The organism is Mesorhizobium australicum WSM2073 (assembly GCF_000230995.2).
Classification (GTDB): Bacteria; Pseudomonadota; Alphaproteobacteria; order Rhizobiales; family Rhizobiaceae; genus Mesorhizobium; species Mesorhizobium australicum.
The window spans coordinates 5,277,648-5,292,433 of the sequence record NC_019973.1 but is presented as its reverse complement, the minus strand read 5'-3'; the positions used below and the strand labels follow the sequence as shown (position 1 = coordinate 5,292,433).

The following is a 14,786-nucleotide window of genomic DNA, read 5'->3' as shown; positions in this document are numbered from 1 at the left end:
GATGTCCAGCCTCTCGTCGATTCGATGTCATGGCGGAGGGCAGCACTGCCCCTCATCGCCCTGCCGGGCACTTCTCCCCGTATAGTGACGGGGAGAAGGGGGCTGGCCGCTAAGTTGGCTTCCTTCTTGCAGCGCTGGCGATCGGCGAAAGCGGGGACGGCAGCACCCCTCTCCCCGTCATTATACGGGGAGAGGATGCCGGCAGGCAGGTGAGGGGCGGCGCCGAGTTGGCAGGAAATATTCATTTCGCAACCTGCCTCGCCCCGGCACCCGCTGCCGGTTCAACCGCCGAAATCTCGTGCGTCACCGTGTTGCGGGTGACCTTCAGCCAGGCCCGGCAGCCGCCGCCATGATACCAGTTCTCATCCATCACGCCGGCGATGTTGTCGCGCAGATAGACGTAATCGTAGACCTCATCTTCCGACGCTCCAGGCGCCGGCCGCACCGGCTTGGCGTCGCCGAGATAGGTGAACTCGCCGAGCTCGCGTTCACCGCAGAAGGGACAGACAATACGCATGTTTTTCGACTGTCCTCAGTGCAGGTTCGGTTGGGCGCCCTGGCCCTTTTCGTCGATGACAGCACCAGACCGGAACCGGTCGAGCCGGAAGCGGGCGGCCTCGGCGTGCGATTCGTCGCGAGCAAGCAGATGGGCGAAGACGAAGCCTGAGCCGGGTGTCGCCTTGAAGCCGCCATAACACCAGCCGGCATTGAGGTAGAGCCCGTCGACCGGTGTCTTGTCGATGATCGGCGAGCCGTCCATCGACATATCCATGATGCCGCCCCATTGGCGCAGCAGGCGGACGCGGCCTATCATCGGCATCAGCGCCATGCCGCCCTCGCAGACATCTTCCATGACAGGCATATTGCCGCGCTGGGCATAGGAATTGTAGCCGTCGATGTCGCCGCCGAAGACCAGCCCGCCCTTGTCGGACTGGCTGACATAGAAATGGCCGGCGCCAAACGTCATGACGCCGGGAATGAGCGGCTTGATCGCCTCCGAGACGAAGGCCTGCAGCACATGGCTTTCGATCGGCAGCCGCAGGCCAGCCATCGCCGCGACGCGCGATGAGGACCCGGCCACCGCCATGCCGACCTTGCCGGCGCCGATCCTGCCGCGCGAGGTCTCGACACCAGTCACCTTGCCGTTCGCGTCCCTGACAAAGCCCGTGACTTCGCAATTCTGGATGATGTCGACGCCGAGTTCGCTGGCAGCGTGGGCGTAGCCCCAGGCCACCGCATCGTGCCGCGCCGTGCCGCCGCGCCGCTGCAGCAGCCCGCCCTGCACGGGAAAGCGCGCATTGTCGAAGTTCAGGAACGGGATCATCTTCTTGACCGCCGCCAGGTCGAGCAGTTCGGCATCGATGCCGTTGATGCGCATGGTGTTGCCGCGCCGTGCATAGGCGTCGCGCTGCGCATCGGAATGGTAGAGGTTGATGACGCCGCGCTGGCTGACCATCGCGTTGTAGTTGAGGTCCTGCTCCATCCGTTCCCAAAGCTTCATCGACAATTCGTAGAAGCCGGTATTGCCGGGCAGGCCGTAGTTGGAGCGGATGATGGTGGTGTTGCGGCCGGCATTGCCGGAACCGATCCAGCCCTTTTCCAGCACCGCGACATTTTTGATGCCGAATTCGCTGGCCAGGAACCAGGCGGTGGCCAGCCCATGGCCGCCGCCGCCGATGATCACCACGTCGTAGTGGTCCTTCGGCGCGGCGTCGCGCCAGGTGCGTTGCCAGTTTTTGTGGCCGGAAAGAGCGGCGCGGGCGAGCGAGAAGATCGAGTATTTCATACGTTCATTCCGAGGTCGCCCGCCCCACACAGGAACTTTCTTGACGCATCGCCTTTGCCGAAAACCGTGTCACACTTTTTCGGTCCGATGCTCTAGATGTCCAGCGTGTGGTCGCGCTCCCATTGCGTGAAGTGCGAAGCATAGGAATTCCATTCCTGGTGCTTCAGCTTTAGATATGCCGACGAGAATTCCTCACCCAGCGCCGCCTTGAGCGATTTGTCCTTGTCGAACTCGCGCAACGCATCGAGCAGGTTGAGCGGCAGCTTAGGCGCGCCCTTCACCGTGTGGCCATGCTGGTACATGTCGATATCGTAGCGCTTGCCCGGATCGGCCTTCGAGCGGATGCCGTCGAGGCCGGCGGCGATGATGACCGCCTGCAGCAGATAAGGGTTGGCAGCGCCATCCGGGAGGCGCAATTCGAAGCGGCCGGGGCCGGGCACGCGCACCATGTGGGTGCGGTTGTTGCCGGTCCAGGTCACCGTGTTCGGCGCCCAGGTCGCGCCCGAAATGGTGCGCGGCGCGTTGATGCGCTTATAGGAATTGACCGTCGGGTTGGTGATCGCGGCGAGCGCCGAAGCGTGCTTCATGATGCCGCCAAGGAAGTTCTTGCCTTTGGCGGAAAGACCGAGCTCCATCGAATTGTCGGCGAAGACATTGGTCTTGCCCGATTTGTCCCAGACAGAGATGTGGGCATGGCAGCCATTGCCGGTCAGGCCCTGGAACGGTTTGGGCATGAAAGTGGCGCGCAGCCCATGCTTTTCCGCGATCGACTTGACCATGAACTTGAAGAAAGAATGCTTGTCCGCGGTCGGCAGCGCATCGTCGAACGCCCAGTTCATCTCGAATTGGCCGTTAGCGTCCTCGTGGTCGTTCTGGTAAGCGCCCCAGCCGAGCGCCAGCATGTGGTCGCAGATCTCGGCGATGACATCGTAACGGCGCATCACCGCTTGCTGGTCGTAGCAAGGCTTCGATGCCGTGTCGTATTCATCGGAGATCGTCTTGCCGTCCGGCGAGATCAGGAAGAACTCGGCCTCGACGCCGGTCTTGACGTGCATGCCGTCGGCGGCTGCCTCGGCGATCAGCCGCTTCAGTGTGTTGCGCGGCGCCTGGTCGACGTCCTTGTCGTCCATGATGCAGTTGGCGGCGACCCAGGCGACTTCCGGTTTCCATGGCAACTGGATGACCGAGTCCGGATCCGGCACCGCCAGCATATCGGGATGTGCCGGCGTGAGGTCGAGCCAAGTGGCGAACCCGGCAAAGCCGGCACCGTCCTTCTGCATGTCGGCGATGGCTTGCGCCGGTACCAGCTTGGCACGCTGGCCACTGAACAGGTCAGTGTAGGAAATCATGAAATATTTGACGTTTTTCGCCCTTGCGAACTCTGCAAGATCAACTGTCACTGAAGTTCCCCATTTCTTATCGATTGTTGGCCCTAGAGCATATGGCCTTCGGCCCTTTGTTGATCAGAAGCCGTTCTTCCCCGGTATCCAGTTGGTGCCGGCCAGTGGCACGCCGGCCATGGCGGCGGCCTCGATCGTCAATGCGACGAGGTCCTCGGGTTCGAGATTGTGCAGGCTGTTCTTGCCGCAGGCGCGGGCGATGGTCTGCGCCTCCAGCGTCATCACCTTCAAATAGTTCGCCAACCGGCGCCCGGCGGCCACGGGGTCGACCCGCTTCATCAGTTCGGGGTCCTGCGTGGTGATGCCGGCAGGATCCTTGCCCTCATGCCAGTCGTCATAGGCGCCTGATGTGGTGCCGAGTTCGTTGTACTCCGCCTCCCAGCGGGGATCGTTGTCACCGAGCGCCACGAGTGCCGCGGTGCCGATCGACACGGCGTCGACGCCGAGCGCCAGCGCCTTGGCCACATCGGCGCCGTTGCGGATGCCGCCTGAGACGATGAGCTGAACCTTGCGGTGCATGCCAAGATCCTGCAGCGCCTGCACCGCCGGCCTGATGCAGGCGAGCGTCGGCTGGCCGACATTCTCGATAAACACTTCCTGCGTCGCCGCCGTTCCGCCCTGCATGCCGTCGACCACGACGACATCGGCGCCGGCCTTCACCGCAAGCGCTGTATCGTAGTAGGGCCGGGCGCCGCCGACCTTGACGTAGATCGGTTTTTCCCAATCGGTGATTTCGCGCAGTTCGAGTATCTTGATCTCGAGATCGTCCGGGCCCGTCCAGTCGGGGTGGCGCGAGGCCGAGCGCTGGTCGATGCCTTTGGGCAGCGTGCGCATTTCGGCGACACGATCCGAAATCTTCTGGCCGAGCAGCATGCCGCCGCCGCCGGGCTTGGCGCCCTGGCCGACGACCACTTCGATCGCATCGGCGCGACGCAGGTCGCGCAGGTTCATGCCGTAGCGCGAGGGCAGGTATTGATAGACTAGTTGCTTGGAATGGCCGCGCTCTTCCTCTGTCATGCCGCCATCGCCGGTCGTGGTCGAGGTGCCCGACAGCGTCGCGCCGCGCCCGAGCGCTTCCTTGGCGGGACCGGACAGCGAGCCGAAGCTCATGCCGGCAATGGTGATCGGGATCTTCAGTTCGATAGGCTTCTTGGCGTGGCGCGAACCGAGCACCACGGATGTGTCGCAGCGCTCGCGGTAGCCTTCCAGCGGATAGCGCGAGATCGAGGCGCCGAGGAACAGAAGGTCATCGAAATGCGGCAGCTTGCGCTTGGCGCCGGCACCTCTGATATCGTAGATGCCGGTCGCCGCGGCGCGGCGGATTTCGGAGAGCGTGTAGTCGTCGAAGGTCGCGGATTTGCGCGGCGTCGTCGGCGGGTTGCGATAGGTCATGCTGCCTCAATACGCGTCGGCGTTGTCGATATTGAATTCGGAGAGCGTGTAGTCGTCGAAGGTCGCGGATTTGCGCGGCGTCGTCGGCGGGTTGCGATAGGTCATGCTGCCTCAATACGCGTCGGCGTTGTCGATATTGAAATTGTAGAGCGTGCGCGCCGAGCCGTAGCGCTTGAACTCCGACGGCTTGACGCCGGTCACGCCGGCGCGGTCGAGCAGACCCTGCAGCAGTTCAAGATGCTCGGGCCGCATCTCCTTGGCGATACAATCCGCACCGAGACTGTCGACCTTGCCGCGCACGAAGAGCCGCGCCTCGTAGATGGAATCGCCCAGTGCATCGCCGGCATCGCCCAGAACAACGAGGTTGCCGGATTGCGCCATGAAGGCCGACATATGGCCGATATTGCCGTGCACGACGATGTCGATGCCTTTCATCGAGATGCCGCAGCGCGACGAGGCATTGCCTTCGATGACCAGCAGCCCGCCCTTGCCGGTGGCGCCGGCATACTGGCTGGCATCGCCTTTGACGGTGATCGAGCCCGACATCATGTTCTCGCCAACGCCGGGGCCGGCCGAGCCGTGCACGGTGATGGCGCTGCCGGAGTTCATGCCGCCGCAGTAATAGCCGACGCTGCCGCGCACATCGATGCTGACAGGATGATCGACACCCACGGCGACCGAATGGCTCCCTTTCGGGTTGAGCACTTCCCACGCCGTCTCGTTCGAACCCGGAGCCAGATTGTGGAGTGCTTGATTGAGTTCGCGCAGCGACAGGACGTCGAGGTCGAAGACGCGCGCATGGCTGTCGCGCGTTGCCTTGGAGGTTGCCGGCATGAACTCAATGCTCCCAGAAATAAACGGTTGCGGGCTCCGGTTCCCAGACCCTCGCATTGTCTATACCCGGCAGTTTGGTCAGGGCGCGATATTCCGAGCCGAAGGCGACATACTGGTCGGTCTCGGCCATCACGGCGGGCTTGCAGGCGATCGGATCGCGCACCACGCCAAAACCATTCTTGGTGCCGACGACGAAGGTGAAGAAGCCGTCGAGGTCGGACAGCGTGCCTTCCAGTGCCTCGCCGAGATTCTTGCCATGCGCCATTTGCGAGGAAAGGTAGGCGGCCGCCACTTCGGTATCATTCTCGGTCTCGAATTTCATGCCTTCGCGGATCAATTCGCGGCGAACATTGTTGTGGTTCGACAATGAACCATTGTGCACAAGACACTGGTCGGCACCGGTCGAGAAAGGATGCGCACCCATCGTCGTCACTGCCGATTCCGTCGCCATGCGGGTATGACCGATGCCATGCGTGCCGGTCATCTTGCGCACGTCGAAGCGATCGACGACGGCTTCGGGCAGGCCGACTTCCTTGTAGATTTCCACCGCCTCGCCGGCGCCCATGATGCGGATGTCGGGCCTGAGCGACTGGAGGGCTTCACGCGCCGCGTCGACCTTGTCCGGCGTGGTCCTGACCACCGCGTGCGTCGATTTCACCGCAATGCTCACCGGCGCTCCGACGGCCTTCGCGAGTTCGGCGTCCAGGCCGCGGAAATCGCGTTCCGGCTTCGGCGACTGGATGGTGATCTTGGCCTCGTTGCCGGATGTCGCGCCATAGATGGCGATGCCCGCACTGTCAGGGCCGCGATCGCTGAGCGATACCAGCATCTCCGACAGCATCGCGCCGAGCTTCGGCTCCAGCGCCTTGTCCTTCAGGAAAAGTCCAACGATTCCGCACATGTCAGCCTCCCGACGTTTGTGACTAAGATGATGTACCGAATGAAATCCTCTAATTCAATGGCATGAAAGAAATTTTCCTCTGGTTACGTATGCGGCTCAATGCCGCTCTGCGTATCGTTTCCTTCCGTCCGGGCATTATGAGCCCATTTGGCGGTACGGATGCGGGCGATCTTGTAGGCGTCGAGGATCGACAGCGCATAGATCAGGAAGCCGCCGGCGTGACGGCCGACGAAGCTGGCGTCCGGCGGTGAAATCCTGGCGGTCACCCAGGCCAGGACGACCATGAAGAAAAGGAACTGCAGTCCGCGCACCGGGATGCCCAGAATGACATGGCCGCTTGCCGGCAGCACGATTGCGGCGCCCAGGACGAGATAAGGGCTCACTGGCGCCGGCGAAGGGTCTGAAGTGCTCATGCGGCCTGCCGTTCGCTTCGGTTGATGGCGTCGCGCAGATCCGAGAGTGATACCAGCAACCGCTCGATCAGCGCAGAATCGATCCGTGTGTCACCGAACGCGGCTTGCCGGAAGACACCGTAGCGTGCCCGCTCGGCCTCGGCCAGCAGCCACACGATGCGCACTCCGTTCGGCGTGATCAGCAGCTCCTTGGCGCGGCCTTCTGAAAACGGCTCCATATGGCCGGCGATGATGCTCTGCGGGAACCGTGTGCCCCTGCGGTCTGTCCGCAGCACCGCCTCGGCCGGAAAACCGGGCGCCTTCGGCAGCGTATGCTGGAGATGGTCGAAATTGGAGAACGTCGTCGGCGAGCCCGGCCGCATCATCATATCGAAAATAGCAGTTACCGAGACCTTCTCGGTGATCGAAACGCTGAGCCAGCGGGCCGGCAGTTTCCGTGTCGCCAGCGTGTCGACAATAGTGCGCACCTGCACGCGTTGGCCGTTCCATGATCCTTCCCAGGTGATGACGCCGGCGGTGCCGTCCGAGACATTGTCTGCATCCGCGACGACAGCGCGAATGCCCGCCTCGTCGGCGGCGAGCGCTGCCGAGGCCCTGTCGCGGCTGCGGCGCGCCTGCCACGCAAAGTGAAGGACGAGAGCCAGGACAATTGCCCCGGCAAGCAGTGCTGATATCACGTCGGACATTTTATCGTGCAAGGCCCGTCCAGATGCTGGGCGGGCCTACTCCCATCAATAGCCCTGTGGTTTCGGCCACGGCATGGTGAACTGGTCCCCACGCCGCACGAATTTGTAGCGATAGAAATGGAACCACAGCGAAATCAGGAAATAGAAGGCGACCATGGCGATCAACTGCGAGCCGAAGCCGAGGAAGATGGCGAAGAAGGTCACTACGCACAGGCTGAACAGGACGATTGCCGGCAGCGGATGGAAGGGGTGCGTGTAGCCGCGGCGGATCGAGCCCAGCGGCCACTTCTTCCTGAACATCATGATGTTGATGCTCATGAAGGTGTATTGCAGCACGCCCGACAGGATCGAGAAGGTGATCGCCTGGTTGAGGTCGGCGATGAAGGCGAAGGCCAGCGCGATCGGCAGCAGGAACAGGATCGAGCGATAGGGCGTGCGGTATTTCGGATGCACCGCCGAAAACCAGCTCGGCAGATAGCGGTCGCGGCCGAGCGAGAACCAGGCGCGCGCCGCGTCATTGATGCAACCATTGGCGGAGGCAAGCGCGGCGAGCAGCGTCGCTATGAACAGGAGGTTCTCAAGCAGCGGGCTGCCGGTCAGTTTGCCGGCGTCCCACAGCGGATAATAGGTGATGCCGAGATACTCCCAAGGCATCAGCGAGGCGCAGACATACCAGGTCATGGCGGCGGCGATGAGCAGCGTGATCATGCCGGCCATGGTGCCGTAGGGCAGGGAGCGTGCCGGCGAGCGCACTTCCTCGGCGGCCTGGGTGGTCCCTTCGATGCCGAGATAATACCAGATGCCGAACTGGAAGGCGGCGATGACGCCGATCCAGCCATAGGGCAGCGCGTTGCCTGGAGTGACCAGTTCGTTGAGCTTCAGCACCGCGCCTTGCGTCCAGGGGCTGACCGAGAAGAACAGGACGACGATCGAGACATAGGCGATGGCCGTGATGACGAAGTTGACGTTGAGCGTCATCAGTACGCCGCGATAGTTGAGCCAGGCCAGCACCACGATGGTAGCGGCGATGAAGGAATTGTGGGTCAGCCCTTCCACACCCGCCTTGGCGACGATGGTGTCGCCGAGCAGGATGGCATCGGACACTTCCAGCATCGTATAGGCAAAGACCAGGAACAGCGCGACGTTGAACGCCATCAACGGCCCGACAATGTGCTTGGCCTGCGCATACTGGCCGCCGGCGGCGGCCACTGTCGACGTCACCTCGGAATCGATCATGGCCACCGAGGTGTAGAGCAGCCCGACGACCCAGCACACGATCAGGGCAGCCAGCGCGCCGCCCTTGTCGGCCGAGAAATTCCAGCCGGTGAACTCGCCGACCAGAACGATGCCGACGCCGAGCGCCCAGACATGGGCCGGGCCAAGCACCCGAAGCAGCGATACCCGGTCGCCGTGAATTGTGGTGGTGGTGGTGTTTTCAAGCGCGACCGTCATCGATCAATCCCCACTCAGATCCGGTGTTTTTCGGAAGCGGCTTCAAGCTCGCCTTCACGCGACGAGGTCAAAACGTCCTCGGAGTAGTTCGTATCGACCTTGAACCAGTCGTAGAGCATCCACAGCGCGAGCACGATCGAGATGCCCCAGCATGCGTAAGAGAGTGCCACCCACATGATCGTGTCCCCAAATTCTTCGTCGCCAAACTTTACCTGTCGTCGAACTTCTCGTTGATCACATCGCGATATTCGCGGTCGGATGCCCGGAACAGGAACACGAAATAACCGATCAGGACGGCCGCCATGATGATCAGCGTCGGCCAGTCGATGATGTAGTGGAACCGGTTCTGGATGATGTCGTGCGCGGTCTCGGGCGTATAGCCGAGCTTTTCCCAGATCGACGCCATGGTCGGATTCTGCCCGAGCGCTTCCCAGGTCTTGGCATCGAGCGCGTCGATTGATTTTGCGGCACCGGCAAGACCAAGCTTCAGCGGCAGCCACAGCGCCACGAAGATGGCGACCACGACAACGGCGATGTCGAAGACTTGCCCGGCCTTGCTCTGCTCCGGCGGCGTATAGCGGGACATTGTTTCTCCCCTCAGGACTTGCGGTTGCGGGATGCGTCGGCGTTCTTGATGTCGAGCCCGTAGATGAACTCCTTGTCTTCCTTGTAGTGTTTGACCATCGCCAGGATGGCTGCCGTGTTGAAGATGAGCACGGCGGCGGCGGCAATGGCGACGACAGTCTTGATGCCGCCCTGCGGAATGTATGGCCATGTCATGAAGAGAACGAAGAGGATCGTCGCCCACAGGCAGATGATCAGGAGCGCGGATCCGCGCAAGTCGGAGCGGTACAGCGCCTCGATGCGCTGCTGCAGGTCTGCCATCGGTTTTCCCCTTCTTTGCCGACGTCCGGTTCCGAATCCACCGCCCGCCGCTCTCTTTCAAGAGAGTGAAATTTTTTTCATAAATTCAGGCCGAATTTCGCAATTGTCAAGACGAATTTACGCTGAGTTAACCGCTTGCTTCGACCTGCCGATTTTGCCTGACAATGAAATTATTTGCTTTTAGGGGATTGCGGGCCTCCCGCGTTTGCGATCAATATTCGACCAAGCTCCCGGCCTAGCGCACGGGAGCAGGGAACAGCAGCATTTTCGAATGGAGGACGAGCGGATGACGGCATCCTGGAGATTTTCGACCCTGGCGGATCGCCATCGTGCGCTGGGTTCGAAACTCGAAGACTGGAGCGGTATGGGCACCGCCTGGACCTACGACAAGGATGCCGACGAGGAATATATCGCCATCCGCACCAAGGCCGGGCTTATGGATGTTTCCGGCCTGAAGAAGGTGCACATCACAGGGCCGCACGCCTCGCATCTGATCGACCTCGCCACCACGCGTGACGTTGAAAAGATCTATCCCGGCAAGTCGGCCTATGCCTGCATGCTGAACGAGGCGGGAAAATTCACCGACGACTGCATCCTCTACCGCATGGGACCGAATTCCTGGATGGTGGTACACGGCTCGGGTACCGGCCATGAGGAACTGCAGCGGGCGGCGATGGGACGGGACGTGTCGCTGCGCTTCGACGACAATCTGCACGATTTGTCGCTGCAGGGGCCAACAGCGGTCGACTATCTGGCCAAGCACGTGCCCAGCATCCGCGACCTCAACTACTTCCATCACATGCAGACGCAGCTGTTCGGCTTCCCCGTCATGATCTCGCGCACCGGCTATACCGGCGAACGCGGCTACGAGATCTTCTGCCGTGGCCAGGACGCCGGCACGATCTGGGACAGGATTCTCGACGAGGGCAAGAACGCCGGCATCATTCCCTGCCGCTTCACCACGCTCGACATGCTGCGCGTCGAAAGCTACCTGCTGTTCTACCCCTACGACAATTCCCAAAAGTATCCGTTCGAGAATGAAGGCCCCGGCGATACGCTTTGGGAGCTCGGCCTCGACTTCACCGTCAGCCCCGGCAAGACCGGCTTTCGCGGTGCCGAGGAGCACTATCGCCTGAAGGGCAAGGAGCGCTTCAAGATCTATGGCGTGCTGCTCGACGGCAAGGAGCCGGCGGACGAGGGCGCTCCGGTCTATCGCGACGGCAAAAAGGTCGGCGTTGTCACCTGCGCCATGTATTCGCCGCTGGTCGAGAAATCGATGGGCATCGCCCGGCTCGACGTCGACTGCGCAGTCAAGGACACCACGCTCGAAATCCGCAACAAGAGCGGATCGATCAAGGCGACGGCGCAGCCCTTGCCGTTCGACGATCCCAAGAAGACCAAGCGCACGGCGAAAGGCTGAGGCATAATCGACAGCGAAGGTTTCGAGGCACAAAGAGAGAATGGCAGCCAAGACCATCATCAGCCGGCCCATTTACGGAACTCTGTCTCCGCAGCCTGGCAGGCATCATCTGTTCATCGCCGACGCCGAAGGCGCGCTGGCAATTACCGATATGGCCCGAACCGCGCCACCTGGTTTTTTCGATGGTGCCGAGATCGTCTTCATTCCCGGTCCTGATGGCAAATATATTGCTGCCCTCGAAGGGTTGAAGCCGGCGCAATTTCACATCGCGCCGTCCTTCGCCAGTCTGCTGCCGCGTCTGAAGCAGACGCTTGATAACGCGCATATGGGTCTGCGCCTCTATCTCGCCGGCACCGAAGGGCTGATCGGCCAGGCCATGCAGGTAGCGCTCGAAGCCGGCATCGACCACACCTCCGTGCAGACCGAGCATCGCGGCTCGCTGGCGCGGCGCATGCAGTGCGTGCACTGCAAGGGCATCACCGAGAATGTGACGACGCAGCCGGCAACCTGCTCGCATTGTGGCCTGCTGCTTCTCGTGCGCGATCACTATTCAAGGCGCCTTGCCGCGTTCCAGGGCGTCTGCATCAATGCCGAGGATCGCAGTGAAATTCCTCCGATGGAGGAGATATTTCGATGAGCACCGGCACCACCAAGCTCGACGTCGTCGTCAGCGATGTCGTCCCGGTCAACGAGCTGGTCACGCGGTTCCATTTTCGCCGGCGTGATGGCGAGCTGTTGCCGACCTTTTCCGGTGGCGCCCATGTCGTGGTCGAGATGCGCGATGGCCAGCGCACAAGGCTCAATCCCTATTCGCTGATGGGCTCGCCGCTAGACACGCGCGAATACACCATCTCGGTGCGCCGCGACGATGTCGGTCGCGGCGGCTCGCTGTTCATGCACAGGTCGGTCAAGCCGGGCCTGGAGATGGTGATCAGCTATCCGGTCAATCTTTTTTCGCTCGATCTGCGCGCCAAGAAACACCTGATGCTGGCCGGCGGCATCGGCATCACGCCGTTCATGGCCCAGACCGCGCAACTGGCGGGGGAGGGCGGCAATTTCGAACTGCACTACACCTGCCGCACCGCTTCGCTTGGCACTTATGCCGACGTGCTGCGGGAACGCTACGGCCGTCGCGTCCGGCTCTATCACGATGACCTCGAGGAGCGGATCGAACTCGACCGGTTGCTATCCTCGCAGCCGCTCGGGACGCACCTCTATGTCTGCGGCCCGGCCGGCATGATCAACTGGGTGCGCGACCGCGCAGCTAGCCTGGGCTGGCCGCCGGAGACCGTCCACTACGAGCATTTCGCGGCGCCGCAGCCCGGCCTGCCATTCGACGTGACGCTTGCCGTCAGCGGCAAGGCCATCCGCGTCGGCGAGCAGCAGAGCCTGCTGGAAGCCATTGAAGCCGCCGGCGTCGATCCGCCCTATCTTTGTCGTGGCGGCGTCTGCGGCCAGTGCGAGACCAACGTCATCTCGTGTGACGGCAAATTCATCCACAACGACCATTGGCTGAGCGAGGAAGAGCACCGTTCGGGCAGGAAGATCATGCCGTGCGTGTCGCGCTTCGAGGGCAGGTCGCTGGTCTTGGAAAGATAGGAGGCGAGAATGGGCATCACCTTCCGCAAGGAAACGTTCCGCGACGACTTCACTTTCAAGAACAGCCCCGAGCACATCAGGCGGTTTCCGTTCCCCTTCCATGAAGACAGCTACATGTACGCGGTCAACATCGAGCCGCATGTCGTCGGCCCCAAAGGCTCGGTGCTCGAAAACCTGATCGACGTCGACGAACACTATGTCGCCGAGATGCAGGACCGCGCCTTGGTGCTGGCCGAGGATCCCCTGCGCTGCCAGTCGCTGCCGCACATGACGCTCGCCGGCTGGGACCTGCTGGAGCTTTTGATGGAGCAGCAGGCGCTGGGCTATCCCGAGCATTTCACGCTGACGCGCGACGGCGATCGCTGGCGCTGGATCAACCGGCCGCTCGGCATCGACGATACTTTCACCTTCGGCGACACCTCGACTTTGCCTTACGGGCCGATGGAATACATCACCCGTCAGAGCCAGGGCGATTTCTGCATCCTCGACCAGCGCGACGGCAATCTGTGGATGGACGCAGGCATGGTCACCACCCAGGCCGACTGGTCGCTCGATTTCGACATCGGCATGAATTTCTTCGAGTGGCACGCGCCTGTGCCGCTGGCGCATGAGAAGGGCATTTTCACGCGCGCGCTGAAGTTCCTCACCAACATCCAGCAGGGCAGGCCGGCACGGCGCCTGAACTGGACGATGACCATCAATCCGCGGCTGGACACCAGCCCGGAGAATTATCACAAATGGGGTCCGGACCGCGCGACGGTGACGTCGGAGAATGTCGGCGACAAGGTGCATCTGCGGGTCGAACTGCAGAGCTTCTGGCGGCTGCCGCGCTCCAATGGCATCGTCTTTCCGATCCGCTGCTACCTGATCAAGATGGACGAACTGGTGACGCAGCCTAAATGGGCGCGGCGCCTGCACCGCGTCATCCGCGACCTACCCGAGGAACTCGCCAGCTACAAAGGCCTCACGCGCTTTCGCCCGACACTGGTCGAATGGCTGTCGAAGCTGGACGATGGCAGCCCGACGAGCCCGGGGTTCGGACCGGATTAAAAGCCCCCCTCGTCCGGCCGCTTCGCGGTCACCTTCTCCCGAGGGGAAGAGATGACCGACGCCGGCGTCAGGCTCCTCTCCCTTCGGGGAGAGGCCGGATTGCCCGAATTGCCCTTTCGCAATTCGGTTGGCAATCCGGGTGAGCGTTGCGGCGGCCCGCCTACCCAGCACTGCCCTGCGGGTAGCAGATAATCGACAAATACCGCATCGGCAGTTTCGTCAGTTGCTCCGGTCCGTGCGGCGCGTCGGCGTCGAAGAACAGGCTGTCGCCGGGCTTCATCGGGTAGAGGTTGCTGCCATGCCGGTAAACGACCTCGCCCTCGAGCATGTAGAGAAACTCCATGCCTTCGTGCTGGAAGGTAGGGAACACGTCCGAATCCTCGGTCAGCGTGATCAGATAGGGCTCGACGACGACGCCGCTGGTGTTCGAACCGATATGGCCAAGCAGATTGTACTGGTGGCCGGCGCGCGTGCCGCGGCGCTCGACATCGAGGCCCTGGCCGGCCTTGACGAAGACGGCGCTGCGTTCTTCCTCGAAGCGGCGGAAGAAGGCGGTGACGGGAACGCCGAGCGCCCGCGACAGTGCCTGCAAGGTGGTCAGCGACGGCGAGGTGATGCCGTTCTCGATCTTCGACAACATGCCCAGCGAAATATCGGTGGCGACCGCGAGATCCGCCACGGTGATGCCGAGCTTCTTGCGGAAGGCCCGCACCTCGCGGCCGATCGCGACCTCCAGCACTTTTTCGCGTGTATCGCGAATAGCGTGCGGGTTTTGTGTCAGCGGCGCGCGTATGGTCCTGCCGTCCGCCGACACTTTCGGCGACGGCTTTGCCTTTGCGCTCGCGGGAGCCTTGGAATCCGAATTAGCCTTTGCCATGTCGCCCCCATCGTCAGGATTTATTTCACTCAAGGTGAACATGTCAGGTGCCGATACAGGAGCGCAACCGCAACGGCAAGCCATCTTATGT

Annotated in this window: 17 protein-coding genes; 4 read left to right on the top strand and 13 right to left on the bottom strand. The window is 62.1% G+C overall.

Annotated elements, in window-relative coordinates; all coding sequences use genetic code 11:
* Positions 1 to 241: 241 nt before the first annotated feature.
* The 12 genes from MESAU_RS25530 to MESAU_RS25475 form a co-directional block, all read right to left on the bottom strand.
* On the bottom strand, positions 242 to 517 hold the full coding sequence (locus MESAU_RS25530) for a sarcosine oxidase subunit delta (protein ID WP_015318917.1): 276 nt from the start codon (positions 515 to 517) through the stop codon (positions 242 to 244).
* Between the two features lie 15 nt (positions 518 to 532).
* Positions 533 to 1,786 (bottom strand): sarcosine oxidase subunit beta family protein, encoded by a 1,254-nt coding sequence (locus MESAU_RS25525; protein WP_015318916.1) that lies wholly within the window; start codon positions 1,784 to 1,786, stop codon positions 533 to 535.
* A gap of 92 nt (positions 1,787 to 1,878) precedes the next feature.
* Positions 1,879 to 3,186, bottom strand: a complete 1,308-nt coding sequence (gene glnT, locus MESAU_RS25520) for a type III glutamate--ammonia ligase (protein WP_015318915.1) — start codon at positions 3,184 to 3,186, stop codon at positions 1,879 to 1,881.
* A gap of 63 nt (positions 3,187 to 3,249) precedes the next feature.
* Complete coding sequence (locus MESAU_RS25515) at positions 3,250 to 4,578, bottom strand: FMN-binding glutamate synthase family protein (RefSeq protein ID WP_015318914.1); 1,329 nt, start codon at positions 4,576 to 4,578, stop codon at positions 3,250 to 3,252.
* Between the two features lie 111 nt (positions 4,579 to 4,689).
* Entirely contained in the window at positions 4,690 to 5,412 is a 723-nt protein-coding gene (locus MESAU_RS25510; RefSeq protein WP_015318913.1) for a GltB/FmdC/FwdC-like GXGXG domain-containing protein, read from the bottom strand.
* A gap of 4 nt (positions 5,413 to 5,416) precedes the next feature.
* Positions 5,417 to 6,313, bottom strand: a complete 897-nt coding sequence (locus MESAU_RS25505) for a class II glutamine amidotransferase (protein WP_015318912.1) — start codon at positions 6,311 to 6,313, stop codon at positions 5,417 to 5,419.
* Between the two features lie 83 nt (positions 6,314 to 6,396).
* Entirely contained in the window at positions 6,397 to 6,726 is a 330-nt protein-coding gene (locus MESAU_RS25500) for a hypothetical protein (protein ID WP_015318911.1), read from the bottom strand.
* Positions 6,723 to 7,412 (bottom strand): hypothetical protein, encoded by a 690-nt coding sequence (locus MESAU_RS25495; RefSeq protein ID WP_015318910.1) that lies wholly within the window; start codon positions 7,410 to 7,412, stop codon positions 6,723 to 6,725. Before MESAU_RS25495 ends, MESAU_RS25500 begins: the two co-directional genes overlap by 4 nt.
* A 45-nt stretch (positions 7,413 to 7,457) precedes the next feature.
* Complete coding sequence (locus MESAU_RS25490; RefSeq protein ID WP_015318909.1) at positions 7,458 to 8,864, bottom strand: APC family permease; 1,407 nt, start codon at positions 8,862 to 8,864, stop codon at positions 7,458 to 7,460.
* Between the two features lie 14 nt (positions 8,865 to 8,878).
* Positions 8,879 to 9,040: a hypothetical protein gene (locus MESAU_RS30490; RefSeq protein ID WP_015318908.1), complete on the bottom strand. Its 162-nt coding sequence runs from the start codon at positions 9,038 to 9,040 to the stop codon at positions 8,879 to 8,881.
* 32 nt (positions 9,041 to 9,072) lie between these two features.
* Positions 9,073 to 9,450 (bottom strand): hypothetical protein, encoded by a 378-nt coding sequence (locus MESAU_RS25480; RefSeq protein WP_015318907.1) that lies wholly within the window; start codon positions 9,448 to 9,450, stop codon positions 9,073 to 9,075.
* Between the two features lie 11 nt (positions 9,451 to 9,461).
* A complete protein-coding gene (locus MESAU_RS25475) occupies positions 9,462 to 9,749 on the bottom strand; it encodes a hypothetical protein (RefSeq protein ID WP_015318906.1) in 288 nt (95 codons plus the stop codon).
* Positions 9,750 to 10,035: 286 nt separating this feature from the next.
* Here MESAU_RS25475 and MESAU_RS25470 point away from each other — a divergent pair, with 286 nt between their 5' ends.
* The 4 genes from MESAU_RS25470 to MESAU_RS25455 are packed head-to-tail and all read left to right on the top strand — an operon-like array spanning position 10,036 to position 13,818.
* A complete protein-coding gene (locus MESAU_RS25470; protein ID WP_015318905.1) occupies positions 10,036 to 11,169 on the top strand; it encodes an aminomethyl transferase family protein in 1,134 nt (377 codons plus the stop codon).
* A 40-nt stretch (positions 11,170 to 11,209) separates the two neighbouring features.
* The gene (locus MESAU_RS25465; RefSeq protein WP_015318904.1) at positions 11,210 to 11,806 is read left to right on the top strand and encodes a dimethylamine monooxygenase subunit DmmA family protein; all 597 of its coding nucleotides are present in this window, start codon (positions 11,210 to 11,212) and stop codon (positions 11,804 to 11,806) included.
* Complete coding sequence (locus MESAU_RS25460; protein WP_015318903.1) at positions 11,803 to 12,768, top strand: PDR/VanB family oxidoreductase; 966 nt, start codon at positions 11,803 to 11,805, stop codon at positions 12,766 to 12,768. The genes MESAU_RS25465 and MESAU_RS25460 overlap by 4 nt, the downstream gene beginning before the upstream one ends.
* 9 nt (positions 12,769 to 12,777) lie before the next feature.
* The gene (locus MESAU_RS25455) at positions 12,778 to 13,818 is read left to right on the top strand and encodes a heme-dependent oxidative N-demethylase family protein (RefSeq protein WP_015318902.1); all 1,041 of its coding nucleotides are present in this window, start codon (positions 12,778 to 12,780) and stop codon (positions 13,816 to 13,818) included.
* Between the two features lie 160 nt (positions 13,819 to 13,978).
* On the opposite strand, the gene MESAU_RS25450 is transcribed toward MESAU_RS25455, so the two are convergent.
* On the bottom strand, positions 13,979 to 14,695 hold the full coding sequence (locus tag MESAU_RS25450; protein ID WP_015318901.1) for a helix-turn-helix domain-containing protein: 717 nt from the start codon (positions 14,693 to 14,695) through the stop codon (positions 13,979 to 13,981).
* Positions 14,696 to 14,786: the final 91 nt, after the last annotated feature.

Excerpts from the sequence above, each read along its gene's own strand:
- MESAU_RS25530 (WP_015318917.1), bottom strand. The coding sequence starts at position 517 with ATGCGTATTGTCTGTCCCTTCTGCGGTGAACGCGAGCTCGGCGAGTTC.
- MESAU_RS25525 (WP_015318916.1), bottom strand. The coding sequence starts at position 1,786 with ATGAAATACTCGATCTTCTCGCTCGCCCGCGCCGCTCTTTCCGGCCAC.
- MESAU_RS25515 (WP_015318914.1), bottom strand. The coding sequence starts at position 4,578 with ATGACCTATCGCAACCCGCCGACGACGCCGCGCAAATCCGCGACCTTC.
- MESAU_RS25510 (WP_015318913.1), bottom strand. The coding sequence starts at position 5,412 with ATGCCGGCAACCTCCAAGGCAACGCGCGACAGCCATGCGCGCGTCTTC.
- MESAU_RS25505 (WP_015318912.1), bottom strand. The coding sequence starts at position 6,313 with ATGTGCGGAATCGTTGGACTTTTCCTGAAGGACAAGGCGCTGGAGCCG.
- MESAU_RS25500 (WP_015318911.1), bottom strand. The coding sequence starts at position 6,726 with ATGAGCACTTCAGACCCTTCGCCGGCGCCAGTGAGCCCTTATCTCGTC.
- MESAU_RS25495 (WP_015318910.1), bottom strand. The coding sequence starts at position 7,412 with ATGTCCGACGTGATATCAGCACTGCTTGCCGGGGCAATTGTCCTGGCT.
- MESAU_RS25490 (WP_015318909.1), bottom strand. The coding sequence starts at position 8,864 with ATGACGGTCGCGCTTGAAAACACCACCACCACCACAATTCACGGCGAC.
- MESAU_RS30490 (WP_015318908.1), bottom strand. The coding sequence starts at position 9,040 with ATGTGGGTGGCACTCTCTTACGCATGCTGGGGCATCTCGATCGTGCTC.
- MESAU_RS25480 (WP_015318907.1), bottom strand. The coding sequence starts at position 9,450 with ATGTCCCGCTATACGCCGCCGGAGCAGAGCAAGGCCGGGCAAGTCTTC.
- MESAU_RS25475 (WP_015318906.1), bottom strand. The coding sequence starts at position 9,749 with ATGGCAGACCTGCAGCAGCGCATCGAGGCGCTGTACCGCTCCGACTTG.
- MESAU_RS25470 (WP_015318905.1), top strand. The coding sequence starts at position 10,036 with ATGACGGCATCCTGGAGATTTTCGACCCTGGCGGATCGCCATCGTGCG.
- MESAU_RS25465 (WP_015318904.1), top strand. The coding sequence starts at position 11,210 with ATGGCAGCCAAGACCATCATCAGCCGGCCCATTTACGGAACTCTGTCT.
- MESAU_RS25460 (WP_015318903.1), top strand. The coding sequence starts at position 11,803 with ATGAGCACCGGCACCACCAAGCTCGACGTCGTCGTCAGCGATGTCGTC.
- MESAU_RS25455 (WP_015318902.1), top strand. The coding sequence starts at position 12,778 with ATGGGCATCACCTTCCGCAAGGAAACGTTCCGCGACGACTTCACTTTC.
- MESAU_RS25450 (WP_015318901.1), bottom strand. The coding sequence starts at position 14,695 with ATGGCAAAGGCTAATTCGGATTCCAAGGCTCCCGCGAGCGCAAAGGCA.